At 72.8% G+C, this 16,562-nt stretch carries 20 protein-coding genes; 14 read left to right on the top strand and 6 right to left on the bottom strand.

Translation table 11 applies throughout. The features are described 5' to 3' along the window. Positions 1–86 precede the first annotated feature (86 nt). The gene (locus AB0F15_RS06900) at positions 87–1,979 is read left to right on the top strand and encodes an RICIN domain-containing protein (RefSeq protein ID WP_360266317.1); all 1,893 of its coding nucleotides are present in this window, start codon (positions 87–89) and stop codon (positions 1,977–1,979) included. 64 nt (positions 1,980–2,043) lie between these two features. Here the strand turns inward: AB0F15_RS06900 and AB0F15_RS06895 are convergent, their stop codons facing one another. Next, positions 2,044–2,379 carry a DUF3140 domain-containing protein gene (locus AB0F15_RS06895; RefSeq protein ID WP_360266315.1) on the bottom strand — a complete coding sequence of 112 codons (336 nt, stop codon included), beginning with the start codon at positions 2,377–2,379 and terminating at the stop codon, positions 2,044–2,046. Between the two features lie 174 nt (positions 2,380–2,553). On the opposite strand from AB0F15_RS06895, the gene AB0F15_RS06890 reads away from it, so the two are divergent. Further along, entirely contained in the window at positions 2,554–3,279 is a 726-nt protein-coding gene (locus tag AB0F15_RS06890) for a GAF and ANTAR domain-containing protein (protein WP_360266416.1), read from the top strand. A 112-nt stretch (positions 3,280–3,391) separates the two neighbouring features. Then, complete coding sequence (locus tag AB0F15_RS06885; RefSeq protein ID WP_360266312.1) at positions 3,392–4,432, top strand: NAD-dependent epimerase/dehydratase family protein; 1,041 nt, start codon at positions 3,392–3,394, stop codon at positions 4,430–4,432. Between the two features lie 24 nt (positions 4,433–4,456). Here the strand turns inward: AB0F15_RS06885 and AB0F15_RS06880 are convergent, their stop codons facing one another. The 3 genes from AB0F15_RS06880 to AB0F15_RS06870 all read right to left on the bottom strand — a co-directional run bounded on the left by AB0F15_RS06880 (position 4,457) and on the right by AB0F15_RS06870 (position 6,464). Continuing rightward, on the bottom strand, positions 4,457–4,924 hold the full coding sequence (locus AB0F15_RS06880; RefSeq protein WP_360266310.1) for a DUF4383 domain-containing protein: 468 nt from the start codon (positions 4,922–4,924) through the stop codon (positions 4,457–4,459). A 56-nt stretch (positions 4,925–4,980) separates the two neighbouring features. Continuing rightward, a complete protein-coding gene (locus AB0F15_RS06875) occupies positions 4,981–5,250 on the bottom strand; it encodes a hypothetical protein (RefSeq protein WP_360266308.1) in 270 nt (89 codons plus the stop codon). Between the two features lie 254 nt (positions 5,251–5,504). Then, positions 5,505–6,464, bottom strand: a complete 960-nt coding sequence (locus AB0F15_RS06870) for a winged helix-turn-helix domain-containing protein (RefSeq protein WP_360266305.1) — start codon at positions 6,462–6,464, stop codon at positions 5,505–5,507. A 391-nt stretch (positions 6,465–6,855) separates the two neighbouring features. On the opposite strand from AB0F15_RS06870, the gene AB0F15_RS06865 reads away from it, so the two are divergent. Genes AB0F15_RS06865 through AB0F15_RS06845 form a run of 5 tightly spaced genes read left to right on the top strand, consistent with a single transcriptional unit; the run spans position 6,856 to position 11,185 of the window. Then, positions 6,856–9,006, top strand: a complete 2,151-nt coding sequence (locus AB0F15_RS06865; protein ID WP_360266302.1) for an ATP-binding protein — start codon at positions 6,856–6,858, stop codon at positions 9,004–9,006. After that, positions 9,003–9,437, top strand: a complete 435-nt coding sequence (locus AB0F15_RS06860; RefSeq protein ID WP_360266300.1) for a roadblock/LC7 domain-containing protein — start codon at positions 9,003–9,005, stop codon at positions 9,435–9,437. Before AB0F15_RS06865 ends, AB0F15_RS06860 begins: the two co-directional genes overlap by 4 nt. Then, a complete protein-coding gene (locus tag AB0F15_RS06855; protein WP_360266298.1) occupies positions 9,434–9,811 on the top strand; it encodes a DUF742 domain-containing protein in 378 nt (125 codons plus the stop codon). Before AB0F15_RS06860 ends, AB0F15_RS06855 begins: the two co-directional genes overlap by 4 nt. A gap of 58 nt (positions 9,812–9,869) precedes the next feature. Then, the gene (locus tag AB0F15_RS06850) at positions 9,870–10,409 is read left to right on the top strand and encodes an ATP/GTP-binding protein (RefSeq protein WP_360266295.1); all 540 of its coding nucleotides are present in this window, start codon (positions 9,870–9,872) and stop codon (positions 10,407–10,409) included. A gap of 17 nt (positions 10,410–10,426) precedes the next feature. After that, on the top strand, positions 10,427–11,185 hold the full coding sequence (locus AB0F15_RS06845; protein WP_360266414.1) for an MHYT domain-containing protein: 759 nt from the start codon (positions 10,427–10,429) through the stop codon (positions 11,183–11,185). A 17-nt stretch (positions 11,186–11,202) separates the two neighbouring features. Here the strand turns inward: AB0F15_RS06845 and AB0F15_RS06840 are convergent, their stop codons facing one another. Further along, entirely contained in the window at positions 11,203–11,841 is a 639-nt protein-coding gene (locus tag AB0F15_RS06840; RefSeq protein WP_360266292.1) for a PaaI family thioesterase, read from the bottom strand. Between the two features lie 96 nt (positions 11,842–11,937). Between AB0F15_RS06840 and AB0F15_RS06835 the strand changes: the two genes are divergently transcribed. Beyond that, entirely contained in the window at positions 11,938–12,474 is a 537-nt protein-coding gene (locus AB0F15_RS06835) for a ferritin (RefSeq protein ID WP_360266290.1), read from the top strand. 100 nt (positions 12,475–12,574) lie between these two features. Here the strand turns inward: AB0F15_RS06835 and AB0F15_RS06830 are convergent, their stop codons facing one another. Further along, complete coding sequence (locus tag AB0F15_RS06830) at positions 12,575–12,784, bottom strand: hypothetical protein (RefSeq protein ID WP_360266288.1); 210 nt, start codon at positions 12,782–12,784, stop codon at positions 12,575–12,577. On the opposite strand from AB0F15_RS06830, the gene AB0F15_RS06825 reads away from it, so the two are divergent. From AB0F15_RS06825 to AB0F15_RS06805, 5 genes are read left to right on the top strand one after another with little or no spacing between them, the layout of a single operon-like run. Continuing rightward, entirely contained in the window at positions 12,762–13,592 is an 831-nt protein-coding gene (locus tag AB0F15_RS06825; protein ID WP_360266285.1) for an ESX secretion-associated protein EspG, read from the top strand. The genes AB0F15_RS06830 and AB0F15_RS06825 overlap by 23 nt on opposite strands. Continuing rightward, positions 13,582–13,914: a hypothetical protein gene (locus tag AB0F15_RS06820; RefSeq protein WP_360266282.1), complete on the top strand. Its 333-nt coding sequence runs from the start codon at positions 13,582–13,584 to the stop codon at positions 13,912–13,914. Before AB0F15_RS06825 ends, AB0F15_RS06820 begins: the two co-directional genes overlap by 11 nt. A gap of 15 nt (positions 13,915–13,929) precedes the next feature. Then, complete coding sequence (locus AB0F15_RS06815) at positions 13,930–15,771, top strand: PPE domain-containing protein (protein ID WP_360266279.1); 1,842 nt, start codon at positions 13,930–13,932, stop codon at positions 15,769–15,771. After that, entirely contained in the window at positions 15,768–16,073 is a 306-nt protein-coding gene (locus AB0F15_RS06810) for a type VII secretion target (RefSeq protein ID WP_360266276.1), read from the top strand. Before AB0F15_RS06815 ends, AB0F15_RS06810 begins: the two co-directional genes overlap by 4 nt. Positions 16,074–16,084: 11 nt before the next feature. After that, complete coding sequence (locus AB0F15_RS06805) at positions 16,085–16,549, top strand: YbaB/EbfC family nucleoid-associated protein (RefSeq protein ID WP_360266273.1); 465 nt, start codon at positions 16,085–16,087, stop codon at positions 16,547–16,549. The last annotated feature ends 13 nt before the right edge of the window (positions 16,550–16,562 follow it).

Here is a 16,562-nt window from a genome sequence, read left to right as displayed (position 1 = left end):
TGCGGCGTTTGCTCACCGTCCTTTGTGTACCCCTGATAGGCGGCGCGGTCGTTGCCGCACCGGCGGAAGCGGCCACGGCGGTGACCGTGAAGCCCGATCCGACCTACCGGCAGCAGCCGTTCGACGGCTGGGGCGCCAGCCTCGCGTGGATGGCCGAGGCGACCGGCGGCTACCCCGACGCCGTCCGCAACCGGCTGGCCGACCTGGTCTTCGGCCCCGACGGGCTGAACCTGAACATCGCCCGGTTCAACATCGGCGGCGGCAACGCCCCCGACGTCCCGGCGTACCTGCGCCCCGGCGCCGCGGTGCCGGGCTGGTGGAAGGCGCCGGCCGGCACCACCCGCGCCGACAAGGACTGGTGGACACCGGGCAACCCGGCCGAGTTCGACCCGAAGGCCGACCCGAACCAGCGCTGGTGGCTGGACAAGATCAAGAACCGCGTCACGAAGTGGGAGGCGTTCAGCAACTCGCCGCCGTACTTCCAGACCGCGTCCGGCTACGTCTCGGGCGGCTTCAACGCCACCGACGAACAGCTGCCGTCCGGCAAGATCGGCGATTTCACGGCGTACCTCGCGCAGGTGGTGCGCACCCTCGAACGCGCGCACGGCATCAAGTTCTCGTCCGTGAACCCGATGAACGAGCCCAACACGAACTACTGGAAGACCACGCTCGGCGCCGACGGCAACCCGACCGGCGGACGGCAGGAAGGCGCCCACATCGGGCCGTCGGTCCAGTCGCAGCTGATCCCCGCGATGGCCGCCGCGCTGAAGGGGAACGGGTCGCGGGCGATCGTCTCCGCGCCCGACGAGACCAACCCGGACATCTTCGCCACGGACGTGGCCGGTTGGTCGGCCGACGCCCGCGCGGCGGCGGGGCGGCTCAACGTGCACACCTACGGCACCGGCAACCGGCCGATCCCGCGGGACCTGGCCAAGGGCGCGGAAAAGCCGTTGTGGATGAGCGAGGTCGGCGGGAGCTGGCTGGACCGGCAGGACTTCACCGACATGGACCCCGGCCTCGGGATGGCCAAGCAGATCACCGACGACCTGCGCCTGCTCGAGCCGAGCGCGTGGGTCAGCTGGCAGCCGATCGAGGACTACAACAACATGAAGCCCGGCGGCGAGAGCGCGGCCGGGATGAACTGGGGCGAGATCCAGGTTCCGTTCGACTGCCCGAAGAACGCCACCCTGGCGACCTGCCAGATCAAGACGAACACCAAGTTCAACACGATGCGCAACTTCACCCACTACATCCAGCCGGGTGACCGGCTGGTGGGCGTGAACGACACCGCGTCGACGGCCGCGATGCGCGGCGAGGACCTGGCGACGGTCGTGCACACCAACGCCGGCACGGACGAGCAGGACGTCACGCTGGACCTGTCCGGCTTCCGGAACGTCCGGCCCGGCGCGTCGGTGACCCCGGTCGTCACCGACGTCACCGGGGCGCTGAAGCGGGGCAAGGCGGTGCGGGTGACCGCGGGCAAGGCGACGCTGCGGGTGCCGGCGCGCTCGGTGACGAGCTTCCTGGTCAACGGCGTCTCCTCGACGGCGGCGGGCACGGGCCTCGGCTCCGGCAAGCCGTTCACGTTCGCCGGCGTGCAGAGCGGCAAGTCGCTCTCGGCCGAAAACGGCTCGCTGGTCCAGCGCACGACGGACGCTTCGGCACCGGCGCAGCGCTGGACGCTCACCGACCGCACGGGCCGCAACGGCAGCCGCGACCGGTTCACCATCACCAACGTCGGCACGGGCCAGGTGCTCAGCACGTCCGGCGGGGCGGTGACAACGGCCACGGCGAACCCGTGCGACCCGGCGGCCCAGTGGACGTTGTCCACCACCGGTGACGGCACCTGGACGTTCGTGAACGCGGCGAGCGGCCAGCTGCTCGACGTCGTCGGCGAGTCCCGGGACGACGGCGCGCGGATCGGCCTCTACAAGCCGACGAACGGGCCGAACCAGCGCTGGCAGGCCATCGCCGGCTGATCTCGTCGCTTCGTGAAGGCCACCTCGAGGAAGGTCAAGTTCCTCGAGGTGGCCTTCACGGCGTTCAGGCGGGTTTGAGCGGGTCGTGGCCCATCGACATCAGCCGGTGCCGCCAGTGGACCTCGCCGGCGGTCGGCTCGAGGTCGTCGCGGCGCTGGGCGTGCACCCGGTCGACGACCTTGCGCATCACGTCCGCGTCGCGGGAGTCCACGTCGGATCTGCGCTTGCGCAGGATCGCCAGCACCTGGTGACCCGTCGGCGGGCCCGCCTCGTCGGGGAGCGGCTCGGACTCCGGGCCCGCGTCGCGCGTGCGCAGCCACTCCGCCAGCTCCCGGGACGTCATGTTCACCACGCGGTGGAACTCGGTCCACAGTTCGTCGTCAACAGCCGGATCGTCCATCGTCGTCGGCTACCCGGCGCGGCCGACGGCAAACCGGAGCGTGCGGCCGGTAGAGTTCACCCGGACCCGTTGAAACGCCAGCGGTGGTCTCTGTTGACGCTGCTGGCGAGCTCTGCCCGTGCTCGCCGCTTGACGCATGGGAGGGGTGGGGCTGTGCCGACCACTGGCGACGGCATGGCGGAGCGGGTCGACGAGCTGAACGCCGTGCTGGCCGATCTCGTCGGGGTCCTCGAATCGATGTCGGACACCCCGGGTCTGCTGGACGCGGTCTGCGGCGAAGCGGTCCGGGTGGTCCCGGACGCCGATCTGGCCAGCATCATGGTGGTCCGCGACGGCGTGACGCAGACCGCGGCCTTCACCGACGAGCGCGCCCGGCGCGTCGACGACGTCCAGTACGCCGCGGGCGACGGTCCCGGCCTGCTCGCGGCGCTGACCGGCGAGGTCGTGCGGGTGGCGGTCGGCGAAACGGGCGATCAGTGGCCCGAGTTCGTCGCCGCGGCCAACGAACTCGGCGTGGGCAGCTACCTGGCCGTGCCGCTGCGGGTGGACGACACCCTCGTCGGCGCGATCACGCTGTTCGGGTTCGAGAGCCACGGCTACCACGAGTTCGACACGAAGGTGTTGCGGCTGTTCACGTTGTGCGTGGAGACCGTGCTGCGGCTGACCCGCCGCTACCGCGAGGCCCGCAGGCTCGCCGACGAGCTCCGCAACGCGATGGAGACGCGCGCGGTGATCGAGCAGGCCAAGGGCATGTTGATGCTGATCCACCGGGTGACCGAGGACGCGGCGATGCACCGGCTGATCGTCGAGTCCCAGCACACGAACATCAAGCTCCGCGACGTCGCGGCGCGCTTCACGAGAAGGATGAGTTCGGCCGAGGGCGGCTCGGCTCAGCACTGACCAACGTCCCCGAAGCCCGCCCGGCACGGTGCCGGGCGGCTTCGGGGACGAGTACCGCTCGGCACTTCGAAGAGGCAGGGTTGCCGGGGCGGGGCGCGGGTAACCGGCTCCGATGCGCATCGTGGTGACCGGAGCGACGGGGAACATCGGGACCGGGGTCGTCCGCGCGTTGAGCGCCGACCCGCAGGTCGAAGCCATCGTCGGGCTCGCCCGGCGGACGGCGGGCCGTCCGCCGGAGAAGGCGGAGTACGTCCGGGCCGACGTCGAAGCGGACGATCTCGTGGCGCACTTCCGCGGCGCCGACGCGGTCGTGCACCTGGCCTGGCTGTTCCAGCCCACGCACCGCCCGGAACGGACCTGGCGCGCGAACGTGCTCGGGTCGCTGCGGGTGTTCGACGCGGTGGCCGCGGCCGGCGTGCCCAAGCTCGTCCACGCCTCGTCCGTCGGCGCGTATTCGCCGCGGGTGGACGACGAGCCGGTGACCGAGGACTGGCCGACGCACGGCTGGCCCGGCGCGGCGTACACGCGGGAGAAGTCCTACCTGGAGCGGTATCTCGATGCGTTCGAGCACCGCCACCCGAAGCTCGACGTCGTCCGGCTGCGGCCGGGGTTCGTCTTCCAGCGCAGTGCCGCGACCGAACAGCGCCGGCTGTTCGCCGGGCCATTCCTGCCGGGGTCGCTGGTGCGGCCGGGACTGATCCCGGTCGTGCCCGACGTCCCCGGGCTGCGGGCCCAGGTGGTGCACACGGAGGACCTTGCCGACGCCGTCCGCCGGGTGGTGACGCGCCCGGTGCGCGGGGCGTTCAACATCGCGACCAGCCCCGTCGTGGACCCGCGGTTCGTCGCCGGCCTGCTGGGGGCGCGCACGGTGCCGGTGCCGGCCGCCGCGGTCCGGGCCGCGGTCGCCGCGGCCTGGCGGGTGCACGCCGTGCCCGCGTCACCGGGGCTCTTCGACGCGGTCATGCACCTGCCGCTGCTGGACACGGCCCGCGCGGAGGCCGAACTGGACTGGCAGCCGCGGCACGACGCCGCGTCGACGGTGCGGGAGTTCCTCGCCGGCCTGCGTGCCGGTGCCGGCGCGGACACGGCACCGCTGGCCGCGGACCGCCACCGGCTGCACGAGATCTCCACGGGGGTCGGCCGCCGTCCGTGACGCGGGCCGGGCCCCGCCCGGACCTCAGTGGCCCTGCTTCTCCGGCTCCGGGTACTGGCCGCGGGCCCGGTCGGCCGCCGTCGTCGCGATGCCCGCGGCGATCATCGCCAGGCCGAGGGCCAGGTGCAGCCAGTCGTCGGCGTTGTCGAGCGGGAGGAAGTTGGCCGCGCTGTCGCGGTCCATCGCCAGGCCGAACACCCACAGCAGGACGTACACGCCGCCGCCGAGCATCAGGAACGCCCGCGAACCGCCGTTGCCGCGGGCGGCCAGCACACCCAGCACCCCGAACAGCAGGTGGACCAGGTTGTGCAGCACGGACACGGTGAACACGCCGAACAGCTGCGCCCCCGACTCGTGGCCGGCGAACCGCAGGGCCCCGTAGTCCACGGTGATCCCCGGCACGAACCCCAGGACGCCCACGAGCAGGAACGCGACCCCGAACACCATGGCGGCGGCCCGGGCCGTGCTCCGCCGAACTTCCACTTCGGTCATGCCGGCGGGCTACCCGGGGTCCGGGAGGATAACCGACCCGCGGTGCGGAACCCGGGTCAGGCGAGTTCGGCCGAAACGACCGACGGCAGGTCGCGCAGCCGGTCGAGCAGGGGTGCGGTCTCGTCGGTGGCCAGCAGGACGGCGCAGACCATGCTGCTTTCGCGGACGCCGTCCTTGATGTCGACCGACAGCTCGTGGACGAGGTGGCCGTCCAGCGCGCGGACCAGGGCCGGGATCTCGTCGGCACCGCCGACGAAGTAGGTGGCGATGCGGCGTCGCAGCAGCATGGCCGAGCGGGGCGCGGAAACGGCGAAAGAGGTGGACATGGCGGATCTCCCGGAGAAAGAAGGAATGAGATCGGGGCCAGGTCCCGGAAAACGGGCGATCGACGACGCTGCGCGCCGGCGACCTGGGTTCAGCCGGCGCGCCGGGTTACGAGTCGCGAGGACGACATCAGGCGCTGCACGGCGACAGGCTAACACGACCCCCGGCGGCGCGGGCGGCACGGCCGAGCATGCACCACGGGCGACCTGCACGGCCGGGCAGGCAGCGCGGCCGAGCTGACCGACATCGCGGCCGGTCAGCTCGCCCGGATGATCCCGAGGCCGAGCGGGGTGATCTCGTGGATCTGCGACTTGCCCGACCGGGCGCTGCTGATCAGCCCGCTCGCCCGCAGGACCGATGCGTGCTGGCTCGCCGTCGCCGGGGAGATGCCGGTCAGTTCCGCCAGCTCGCTCGTGTTGCACCGGGTCGTCGCGATCGTCACGAGCACCCGGGCCCGCGTCTGGCCGAGCAGCGCGGCGAGCGACGGGCCGGGCTCGGCGTCGCTGTCGAAGCGCGGATGGCTGATCGAATAGACCAGCGCCGGCGGGAGGGCGGGGTCCTTGTAGGTGGTCGGCATGCCGTGCGCGAAGAACGCCGGGATCAGCCGGAGCCCGCGGCCGTTCAGGTGCAGCTCCTGCTCGATCGGGAACCGCACCCGCAGCACCGGCGGGGACCACGTGACCTCGGGGTGCAGCGTCGAGAGCAGCAGCTGCGGCCCGCCCCGGTCCAGGTTGGCCTGCAGCCGCTGGCGATCGCGGGCGACCGCGCGACGGACCGTCGCCCAGTCCGGGGCGACGCACTGGCGGTAGTAGTCGTGCAGCGCCGTGCCGAGCCGCCGCAGTTCCCGCGGTTCGCCGTCGCCGACGCGGCGCAGCCACGCCGGGACGTGGGTGCCCTGCGCCGTGAGCTCGGCGACGTCGGTGGCCAGCGTGTGCTGCGGCGTCTCGAGCACCGCCGAGATCCCCTCGCCGATCGTGCGGGCGCCGGCCGGGGTGAGGAAGTCCGGGCAGTAGCCGTACGGCGGGACGGCGGACATCAGCAGCCGTCCGGACTGGGGGACCGCGGAGCGTGACCCGCGCCGCCAGCGGCCGAAGTACGGCTCCCCCTCCGGCCGCCGGATCCGGTAGCTGCTCATCAGCAGCTCCCACATCGGCTCGGCGTCCTCGGCGATGGTCACCTTCGCCAGGTCCGCTTCCGTGAAGTGAACTTTCAACATCGCCCGCGCACCCCCTTCCGGGCCGAGGGTAACCGGCCCGGCCCGGGCTCACGTCAGTGCGGTCCCCGCCGGAAAATCACGGACCCGGCCCGGGTTTCCGCGTGCTTCGGACGGCTGCCTTCACCCTCTGCAAGGGTAAAAAGCCGGGCCGTGGCAGTTCACGCTGTGTAGCTGATGCGTACGGGGGAAACGGCCGGTGTTCCTTGACAACACCTCGGTCACCAGGGTTACGTCTCGGGCTGAATTCCGCGGAAAATGAACCAGAAATCGTTCTCGGGCCACCGGTACGAATCGAGCCACGCCACCGATGAAAGAAGACGAACCCTCGTCCCGCCGTTCCGTCGCTTCCTGGAATCCTGGAAGCTGGCGGTTGCGAACCAAGATCTCCGTTGTGCTGTTGCTGCCCGTCATGGTCGCCCTGTTGCTGGCGGGCGGACGGGTGCAGGCCGAACTCGGCCAGGCCGGCGCGCTCAGTGCCGTCCGCGACCAAATGCCGGTCGTGCAAGGGATTTCCGAACTCGCCGGGCTGGTCGACGACGAGATGATCCACGACGGCGGCGCCGCGCAGACCGCCGCGGTCGACGAGAAAGCCGCGATCGTCCGTCATGACGCCGCATTTTCCCAGCTCAACCCGGCGCTGTCGCGGTCATTGGAAGATCAGCTGGGTAAATTGGCCGACCTGCGCCAGCAGACCGGTTCACCGGCCGCGAAAACCGCGGCTTACCACGACTTCACCGTCGCGCTGAGCGAAGTGATCTCCGGTGTCGTCGGGCAGGCCGGAAATGGTGATCTCGGTGCTTTGGCCACCATCGCCGAATCACTGGTGCAGCTGAGGACCAGTCTCGCCGGTCAACAGGCGTCGGCCGCCCGCTCCGACGGCGCTTCGGCGGCGGCGGGCCAGCGCGCCGCGGCCGAAGAAACCGTGCTCACCGGGCAGATCCGGCGCGTGCTGCCCACTGGCGCTGCGGCCGCCCGGTTCGCCGCGGCGACCAGCACGGGCGCCGGGGACGTCGAGGCGAAGCGCGCGATGCTCGGCACCATCCTCGCCGAGCAGGTGAAAACGCTTTCGGACGCGGTCGGCGCGCAGACCAACACCGCCCGGTCCGACGCGCTGCGCGACGCCGCCCTCGTGCTCGCCTCCCTGCTCGGCGCCCTCGCCGTCGCCCTCGCCGTGGCCCGGTCGGTGGTCGCGCCGATCCGGCGGCTGCACGCGGCCGCGCTCGACACCGCGCGCCGCCGCCTGCCCGCCACGATCGAACGCATCCGCGAGGGCGACGAGGTCGACTGGCGGACGACCGCGTCGATCCCGGTCGACTCCGAAGAGGAGATCGGCCAGCTCGCCCGGGCCTTCGACGACATGCACCGGCAGGCGGTCCGCCTGGCCGTCGGCGAGCAGGCCGAGATGCGGATCCAGGTCAGCGAAATGTTCATGACGCTGTCCCGGCGCAGCCAGTCGCTGGTGGAGCTGCAACTGTCGGTGATCGAGGACCTCGAAGCCGACGAACAGGACCCGCAGCGGCTGGCCGAGCTGTTCCAGATCGACCACATCGCCACCCGGCTGCGGCGCAACGGCGAGAACCTCCAGGTCCTCGCCGGCGGCAAGCCGGTGCGGCGGGACGTCGGGCCGGTCGCGACGGTCGAGCTGCTGCGGGCCGCGACGTCGGAGGTGAAGGACTACCAGCGTGTCTCGCTCGGCAACGCGCCGCGCGGGTCGGTGCAGTCCGAAGCCGCGGCGGACGTCGTGCACATCCTCGCCGAGCTGCTGGAGAACGCCATCCGGTCGTCCCCGCCGGAGGAGCAGGTCGTGCTGACCGCCGACCGCGGCTTCGACGGCGGCCTGCTGATCGAGGTCGTCGACGTCGGGCTCGGCATGACCCGCGAAGACCTCGAAGCGGCGAACGCCCGGCTCGGCGCCGGGGCCGCGGTGAGCCCCGAGACCACTCGCCGGATGGGCCTGTTCGTGGTGAGCAGGCTCGCCGCGTCCCACGGGATCACCGTCCGGCTGCGGCCCACGACCACGCGGACCGCGAGCGCCGGCATCACCGCCAGCGTGCACGTCCCCGGGGTGCTGATCCTGGTCGACCTGCCGCCCCGGCAGCTGCCGCCCGGGCGGTCCCCGGCGATGAACGGCACCGCCCGGCACGAGCTCGAACCCCGGTGGCCCGCCGAAGAACCGCCGTCGGTGGCCGTGGTGGACCCGCCGACCCCGATCTTCGACCAGATGGTGTCGCACTGGTTCGCCGACACCCCGGCGAAAGCGGCCCCGGCCGGCACCTGGGCGACGCCGGCCGACCAGGTCCGCCAGGCCGCCGAAGCCGCGGTCGGCACCCTCGACGACGCCGAGTTCACCGACTCCGGGCTGCCGGCCCGGCAGCCCGGCGCGCAGCTCGCGCCCGGCTCGGTCGCCCCGCGCCCGCAGCAGCCACCGGACTCGTCCTTCCGCGACCCGGCCGCGGTGCGGAACAACCTTTCCCGGCACTACAGCGGCATGCGCGCGGCCCGCCACCGGGTCTCGGGCGAGCCGGACGCGGAGCAGCGATGAGCACCCGGCAGGAAGGAGCGAAAGTGGCCGAGGGGTCCCGGAACTGGCTGGTGTCGGCGTTCACCCAGGAGGTGCCCGGCGTCGCGCACGCCGCGCTCGTCTCGGCGGACGGGCTGCTCGTGGCGTCCGACGAAGCCCTGCCCCGCGACCGCGCCGACCAGCTCTCGGCGATCGCGTCCGGCCTCTCCAGCCTCGCGCTCGGCACCGCCGACCTGTTCACCGCGGGGCGAGTGGTGCAGTCGGTGATCGAGATGGAGCAGGGCTTCCTGCTCCTGATGAACGTCGGCGACGGCTCGAACCTGGTGGTGCTGGCGAACCCGGGCTGCGACATCGGTCTGGTGGGCTACGAGATGACGTTGCTGGTGGACCGGGTCGGGAAGGTGGTCGAGACCCCGGCGCGGCCGGCGGCCTCCCCGGGAGCGGCCCGGTGACCGAAGGCCGGCGACGCGAAGGCGGGCGGCACGCGGCGTCGCTGGCCCGCCCCTACGCGTGGACCGCCGGTCGCACCCGGCCGACGGTCGACCTGGCGGTGGAAGCCCTCGTGGAGACGACGGCGGAGGGCCGCACGGCGCCCTTCAGCCCGACCAACCCCCTGGCGGTGGTGACGCAGCTGTGCCTGCACCAGCGGTCGGTGGCGGAGGTCGCCGCCCACCTGGGCGTGCCGCTCGGCGTGGCCAGGGTGCTCATCGGCGACCTGCTCAGCGCCGGCCAGGTGTCGATCCGCGACACGCTCACCGCGGACGCCTCCTGGGACGACCGGAACGACCTGCTCGAAAGGGTCCTCAGTGGACTACGTGCGCTCTGAAAGAGTTTCTCAAAGCGGTGCTTCCCCCAGCAGCCGGATCACCTCGGCGAAGATCGTCGTGGCCGGGGGGTTCGGGGCCGGCAAGACGACGTTCGTCGGTGCCGTCTCGGAAATCGCCCCGCTGCGGACCGAAGCCATCATGACGTCCGCGGGGGTCGGCGTCGACCGGACCGAAGCGGTGCCGGGGAAGTTCGCCACCACGGTCGCGATGGACTTCGGCAGGCTCACCCTCGCCGACGACCTGGTGCTCTACGTGTTCGGCACGCCCGGCCAGCACCGGTTCTGGTTCATGTGGGACGACCTCGTCTGCGGTGCGGTGGCGGCGATCGTCCTGGTGGACACGCGCCGGCTGGCGGACTGCTTCGCCTCGATCGACTTCTTCGAGTCCCGCGGCCTGCCTTTCCTGGTGGCCATCAACCAGTTCCAGGACACCCGCCAGCACGGGCCCGAGCAGGTGCGCGAGGCCCTCAAGATCCCGCCGGCGGTCGAGGTCGTCGCCTGCGACGCGCGCTCGCCGGAGTCGACGAAGCGGACCCTCATCGCCGCGGCCGAGCACGCGCTGGCCGAACACCACGCCCCCAGATCACGGAAAGCTTGAAGGAGTCCGAAATGCCCATGGACCACGAAGATTTCGCGATGGGCAACTGGCTCGTCGTGCTCGCCTACCTCACTTCGGTGGTGGGCTGCGCCCTCGGCCTCGCCTGCACGCTGCAGGCGAGGTCCACCGACAGCCCGCGGGCCCGGCTGACCTGGCTCGTGCTCGCGGCGGTGTCCATCGGCGGCGTCGGGATCTGGGTCATGCACTTCATCGCGATGCTCGGCTTTTCGACGCCCGGCCTGCCGGTGCGGTACGACATCCTGCGCACGGCGCTGTCGGCGGTCCTGTCGGTGGTGGCGGTGTTCTGCGGGCTGCTGGTGTTCGGCGTCCGCAACCGGTTCGCCTGGAAGCGGCTGCTGCTCGGCGGCCTGCTGACCGGCCTCGCGGTGAACGTCATGCACTACACGGGCATGTGGGCGGTGCAGATCAAGGGCACCATCGGCTACGACCCGACGCTGGTGGCGCTTTCGATGGTGATCGCGGTCGTCGCGGCGACGGCGGCGCTGTGGTTCACGGTCGGGCTGGACAAGCTCCTGCCCCGGCTGGCGGCGGGCCTGGTGATGGGCGCGGCGGTCACGGGCATGCACTACACGGGCATGGCGGCGGTGCGCGTGCACCTGGACCCGGCGGCGCCCGACCCGGCGGGCACGGAGGTGTTCTCGTTCCTGTTCCCGGTGTTCGTACTGGCGGCGCTGGCGATGGCGGTCCCGATCTGCGCGGTCCTGATGGCCACGTCGAGTTCGGAGGCGCCCCGGCACACGACGCTGGTCCCGTGACCGCTGCGGCCGGCGACTCATTCGCGACGCACGGGGATGGACACCGGGAAGCGGTCGGCGCTGAAGTGGACCAGGATCGCCGTCGCCGTCGCGCAGACGACGTCACCCGCCCTGAGCTCACCGGTCGCGTGGAGCTTGCGGCCGTCGCGGCGGACGAGACGGCCCTCCACGGTGAGCGGCACCGCGTACGGCGTCCCCTGGTGGTAGTCGACCGTCAGGGACGCCGTCATCCCCGGGAAGCCGGCCGCCGCGGTCGCGCGGCCCAGCACGTGGTCCAGGACCGCCGCCACCCAGCCGCCGTGCACGCGGCCGGGCGGGCCTTCGTGCGCGGCGCCGAGCAGGACGTCGGCGCACACCGACTCCGGTCCCACGCGCGCCCACGACAGCGGCGGTGCCAGGGGATTCCCCGGCCCTTCCACGGGGTTGTTGATGCTCAGGTGGCCTCCGCCGTCGAGGGCGGCCAGCAGCAACGGCGACGCACCGCCGGCCGCGCGCAGCGCCTCGGTGACCGCTTCGACCCGCTGAGCCGCGGCGACGAGATCGGCTTCGCCGTCGCGCACGCACACGGAAGCTTCGATCAGTTCGCGGATCCGGGAGCCGAGCAGCGCCCGCCCCGGCGGCACGCCGTCGACGACCGGAAACGGATTTTCGGACATCGCGCTCCCCGGGCCCGGAACTAGAACACGTTTCAGTCTAGCAGGAGGTGGTCACGTTCTTCGTCGTGCGCCGCCGGTCCGTCGTACCTTGTGGGCATGGCCAAAACCCGGAAGTTCGCCGAGCTGCTGCAGACGCAGATCCGCCACGAGTTCACTGCCGCCCAGCAGTACATCGCCCTGGCCGTCTGGTTCGACGCCCGCGATCTGCCGCGGCTGGCCAAGCGCTTCTACCGGCAGGCGATCGAGGAGCGGAACCACGCGCTGGCGATGGTGCGCTACCTGCTCGACCGCGGCGAGCCGGTGGCGATCCCCGGCACCGGCGACGTGTGCAACGACTTTTCGAGTGTGCACGAAGCGATCGAGCTGGCCCTGACCCAGGAACGCGAGGTCACCGCGGACATCGAGGCGATGGCGAACGTCGCGCGGGCCGAGGAGGACTACCTCGGCGAGCAGTTCGTGCACTGGTTCCTCAAGGAACAGGTGGAAGAGGTGGCGCAGATGGCCACGCTGCTCACCGTGGTCGAGCGGGCCGGCGGCAACCTGTTCGAGGTCGAGAACCACCTGTTCCGCGAAGGGGCCGCGGGGGCCGGGGACGCCCCGGCCATGCCGCCGATCGCGGGCGGGAGGCTGTGACGGCGGGAAGGACCGCCTGACCGGCTGCCTGCCCGGGTGGCGATCGGCCCGGGTGGTGCTCGCCTCGGCAGCTGCCCGCGGGGCGCCGCCGTCGACCGTTTCACCTGTTCGCGCGATCCTGCGGCGAAATCGGGTGGTCCGGCCGGACGTCGGCCTCGGTCGGGTTGCGGGCGTGCAACCATTTGCCGTCGGTCGGCCGCTTCTGGTCCACCTGGGCTAGCGCCGTGCCGCCAATGGGCGTAATGGTGAGGTTCTCGCCGGCGACGGGGCCGCGGAAGGTGGCAGCGATGGCGGAGCGGTTCGACTTCACCCTCGACCCGGTCGAAGCCGACGTCCTCGGCCAGGCGCTCGGCGTGCCCGCGCGGCTCTTTCCCCTCCGGTTCGGGGCCACGCCGGGGGATCGCGAGCGGCTGGCCGCGCTGGCGGACGACGTCGAGGCCGCGCTCGCCGGGCGGCGGCTGTCCGTGCGCGGCCGGCTCAACAGCCGTCTGCGCACGGCGTTTTCCCTGTTCGCCGGGCATCGGGTGCTGGTCGCCATCGCCGGGATCGACGGGCTCGGCGCAACCATCGCGGTGGTCGCGCTGACCGACGGGGCCCAGGCACTCGGCATCACGCAGCTCGCCGCGGACGACCGGCTCGAATTCTCACTGTTCTCGGACGAGGAGTTCGTCGACGTGCTGGCCGGCGTCCTGCCGTCGGTGGACGGGGCCTGCGGCCCGGACGTCTCCGTCGAGCGGCGGGCGAGCCCCCGGGTCTCGGCGATGCGGCGGCGGCGCCTGGCCGAAGCCGAGCACGACCGCGAGGAGACCGGCGCCTTCGACACCCTCGACGTCGGCCCGCGGCTCGGCCCCGGCGAGCCGCCGGAACCCGAGGCGGACGAGCTGGCCGGGCTGCTCGCGGGCACCCGGTTCGGCGGCGGGCAGATCGTGGTGACCGGCCGGGACCGCACCGGGCGCCGGGCGGCCGCGCCCACGCTCGGCTGGGTCGACACGGCGGTGGGCCGGTACCTGGTGCACGCGCAGGCCGGCCCGGACGGGGCCGTGTCGGCGCACTACGAACCCGCCGGCCGCCACGCCGTGGCCGACGCGATCGGACGGGCGGTGGCGCATGTCTACTGACGGTGGGTTCGCGGTCGGCGGCCAGGTCGGTGCCCAGCTGGCCGAGGCGCTCGACGCCGTCGCCGCGACGCTGGCGGCGGAAGCGGGCCGGTGGGCGGTGATCGGCGGGGCGCCGCCGCTCGGCGCGACCCCGGCCGGCCGGTTCACCGCCGCCCGGATGGCCGCCACCGCGACGGACGAGCGTGGCCTGCTCACCGCGCTCGAGCGGGCCCGGACGGCGTTCCCCGGGTACGTCGAGGCGATCGAGACGGCCGCGAAGAACTACGCCGGGCGCGAAGCGGCGACGCGCGACGCTCTCGGCCGCCTCGGCCCCGAGTCCTGAGCGGCGAGGCACACGGTGTCGGGGAAATCGCGGGAGCCGGACGGCGCGGGCACGTGGCACGGGGAGTTCCGGCGCACGCTGCTGCGGGCCCCGGACCCCGCACCGGCCGGCGCGGATGGCCTGGAGCTGCGGCCGTCGACGGGGGTGCCGGCGACGGTGTGGGAGAACGTTTCCCACGAGCAGATGACGACCGAGATCTCGACGAACGCGAACCCGGCGGCGGTCGCGGAGTCGGCGCGGGAATGGCTTCGCATCGGCGACGAGCTCCAGTTGCACGAGCGGGCGCTCACCCGCGCGATCGAGGACAGCCGGAGTGACTGGCAAGGCGCGGGCGGCGACGCGGTCCGCCGCCACCTGACGGCGGTCGCGCACTGGCTCGCCACCACGGCACGCGGCGCGCTCCAGACCGGACGGCAGCAGCAGCTCCACGCGCAGGCACTGGAGGAAGCACGCCGGCGCATGGCGGCCGACCCGCCGGTCGAGTTCTCACCGGAGGCGGCGAACGCGCGGCTGCAGGGCACCACCGACCCGGTCGAGTACGCACGCCGGCTGGCCGAGGACACGCGGACCCGGCAGGCCCAGGAGGCAGCGCACGCCGAGGCGGTGCGGATCATGACGGAGTTCGACCGGGCGCTGGCCCAGTCGGTGGTGACGCCGTTCTTCGCCGCGCCACCGGAATTGCCGGGGTCGGCTGTCCGGAGTGGACAGAAGGTGGCCGCGGTGACGCCGGGTTTGGTGCCGGCGGCTGCGGGCGGTTCCGGTCCCGTGTCGCCGGTCTCGCGGCCGGAGTTGCTGGTGGCGAGCGGGGCCGGCGGGGTGCCGCTGCCGGATGCGGCGGCCGTCGGTGCGGTCGGCGGGGTGGTACCGGTCTCGCGGTCGGATTCGAGGGTGGGTGGGGTTCCGCCGGTGCCGGATTCGACGGTGGCGGAAGGGGTTGGGTTGTTCACGCGGTCGGATACCGGGACGGGTGGGATTCCGCCGCTCCCGCAGGCGGGTCCGGCGGTGGACCGCGGGGTTCCGCCGCTGCCGGATTCGACGGTGGCGGGCGGGGCTGGGCCGTTCTCGCGGCCGGATCCGGTGGCGACGGGGGTTCCGCCGGTGCTTCAGCCGGATTCGACGGTGGCGGAGCGGGCTCGGCCGTTCTCGCGGTCGGATTCGGGGGCGGGTGGGATTCCGCCGTTGCCGCAGCAGGGTTCGGGGATGGACCGCGGGGTTCCGCCGCTGCCGGATTCGACTCTGCCGGATTCGCCGCTGCCTGAAGGACCTTCGCCGCTCCGGCAGCCGGATGGGGGGATCGGGGGCCGGATTCCGCCGTTCCCGCACTCCGACTCGACGGCCGCGAGCGGAGCCCGGTGGGTGCCGCCCATCCCGCCACCGGATCCGGCCCTCGCGGCCGCGGTTCCGCCGGAGCCGACCGCGGTGAGCGGAACCGGCGGCCCGGGCCGGGTGCCGCCGATTCCGCCGGTGGGGCCCACGATCAGCGGCGCCGGACCCGGCCGGGTACCTCCGCTCCTCCCGGGCGGCGCGGCTTCCGGCGGGCGAGGGGCCGGCCGCCGGGACGACGCTCTGCGGTCCGGCGGCCCGCGGGCACCGGAGCTGTCCGGGGCGGTCCCGGACAGCGCCCCCGCCGGCATCCCCGCGGTGCCCGGGCCGGCGGGCACCCCGGCCGGTCCGCAAGGCGCGCAGGCGTCGCCGACCGGTGTCCCGCGGGCCGGGGGCAAGCCGCCCGATGACCTGGAACACCGCGTCGCCGACTACCTCGAAGCGGATCCCGATCTCTTCGCCGCCGAACAGCCCGTCGTCCCGCCCACGCTCGGGGACTGGAAGAAGAACAAGGACTGGAGGAAGAAGCCGTGACGGGATTCGGAGTCGCCTCGGAGGAACTCACCGTGCACGCCGGCCACCTCGACGCGCTCGGCTCCCGGCTGGCGGACGTGACCGCCGCGGCCGGTGCCGCGTCGATGCCCGGCAACGCCTACGGCCTGCTCTGCTCGTTCCTGCCGCCCTTCGTCAATCCCGTGGAAGACAAGGGAAAAGAGGCGCTGGCCGCCACCGTCGAAGCCGTGCGGACCACCGCCGCGAACGTCCGCACCGCCGCCGCGAGCTACCAGCAGCGCGAGGACACCTCCGCCCAGCCCTTCCGCGGCTACCTCGTCTGAAAGGACCGAAGATGACCGGACCCGGCGTCATGGCGATGAACGGGAGCCCCGACGAGGCCCGCGCGCGGCTCGACCAGTGGGCCGCCGGCCTGACCGCCAAGGCCGAGAAGTACGAGTCGGTGGCGCGGCAGACCGGTGAGCTGCGCCTGAGCGCCAGCAGCGTGTCGAACTTCGTGCGGGTGACCGTCCGGGCCGACGGCAGCGTCACCGACCTCGAATTCGGGCCCAAGGCCCGCAGCGTCCCGATGCCCGAGCTGGCCGAGCTGATCCTCGGCACCATGCGCCGGGCCCAAGCCGGGATCGCCGGACGGGTCGGCGAGGTGCTGACCACCGAACTCGGCGACGCGGACCCGCAGACCCGGGAGCTGATGCTCGCCGAACTACGCGACCGGTTCCCCGATCCGGACGACGAACCGCCGCCGCCGCCGGACAGCGGTGACGACGAAGAAGCCACCTCGGACGACGAGCCGTGGTAACCCCCTGCCCCTT

This window comes from Amycolatopsis sp. NPDC026612, assembly GCF_040638285.1.
In the GTDB taxonomy this organism is placed as follows: domain Bacteria; phylum Actinomycetota; class Actinomycetes; order Mycobacteriales; family Pseudonocardiaceae; genus Amycolatopsis.
This window is presented reverse-complemented; position numbering and strand designations above follow the sequence as displayed.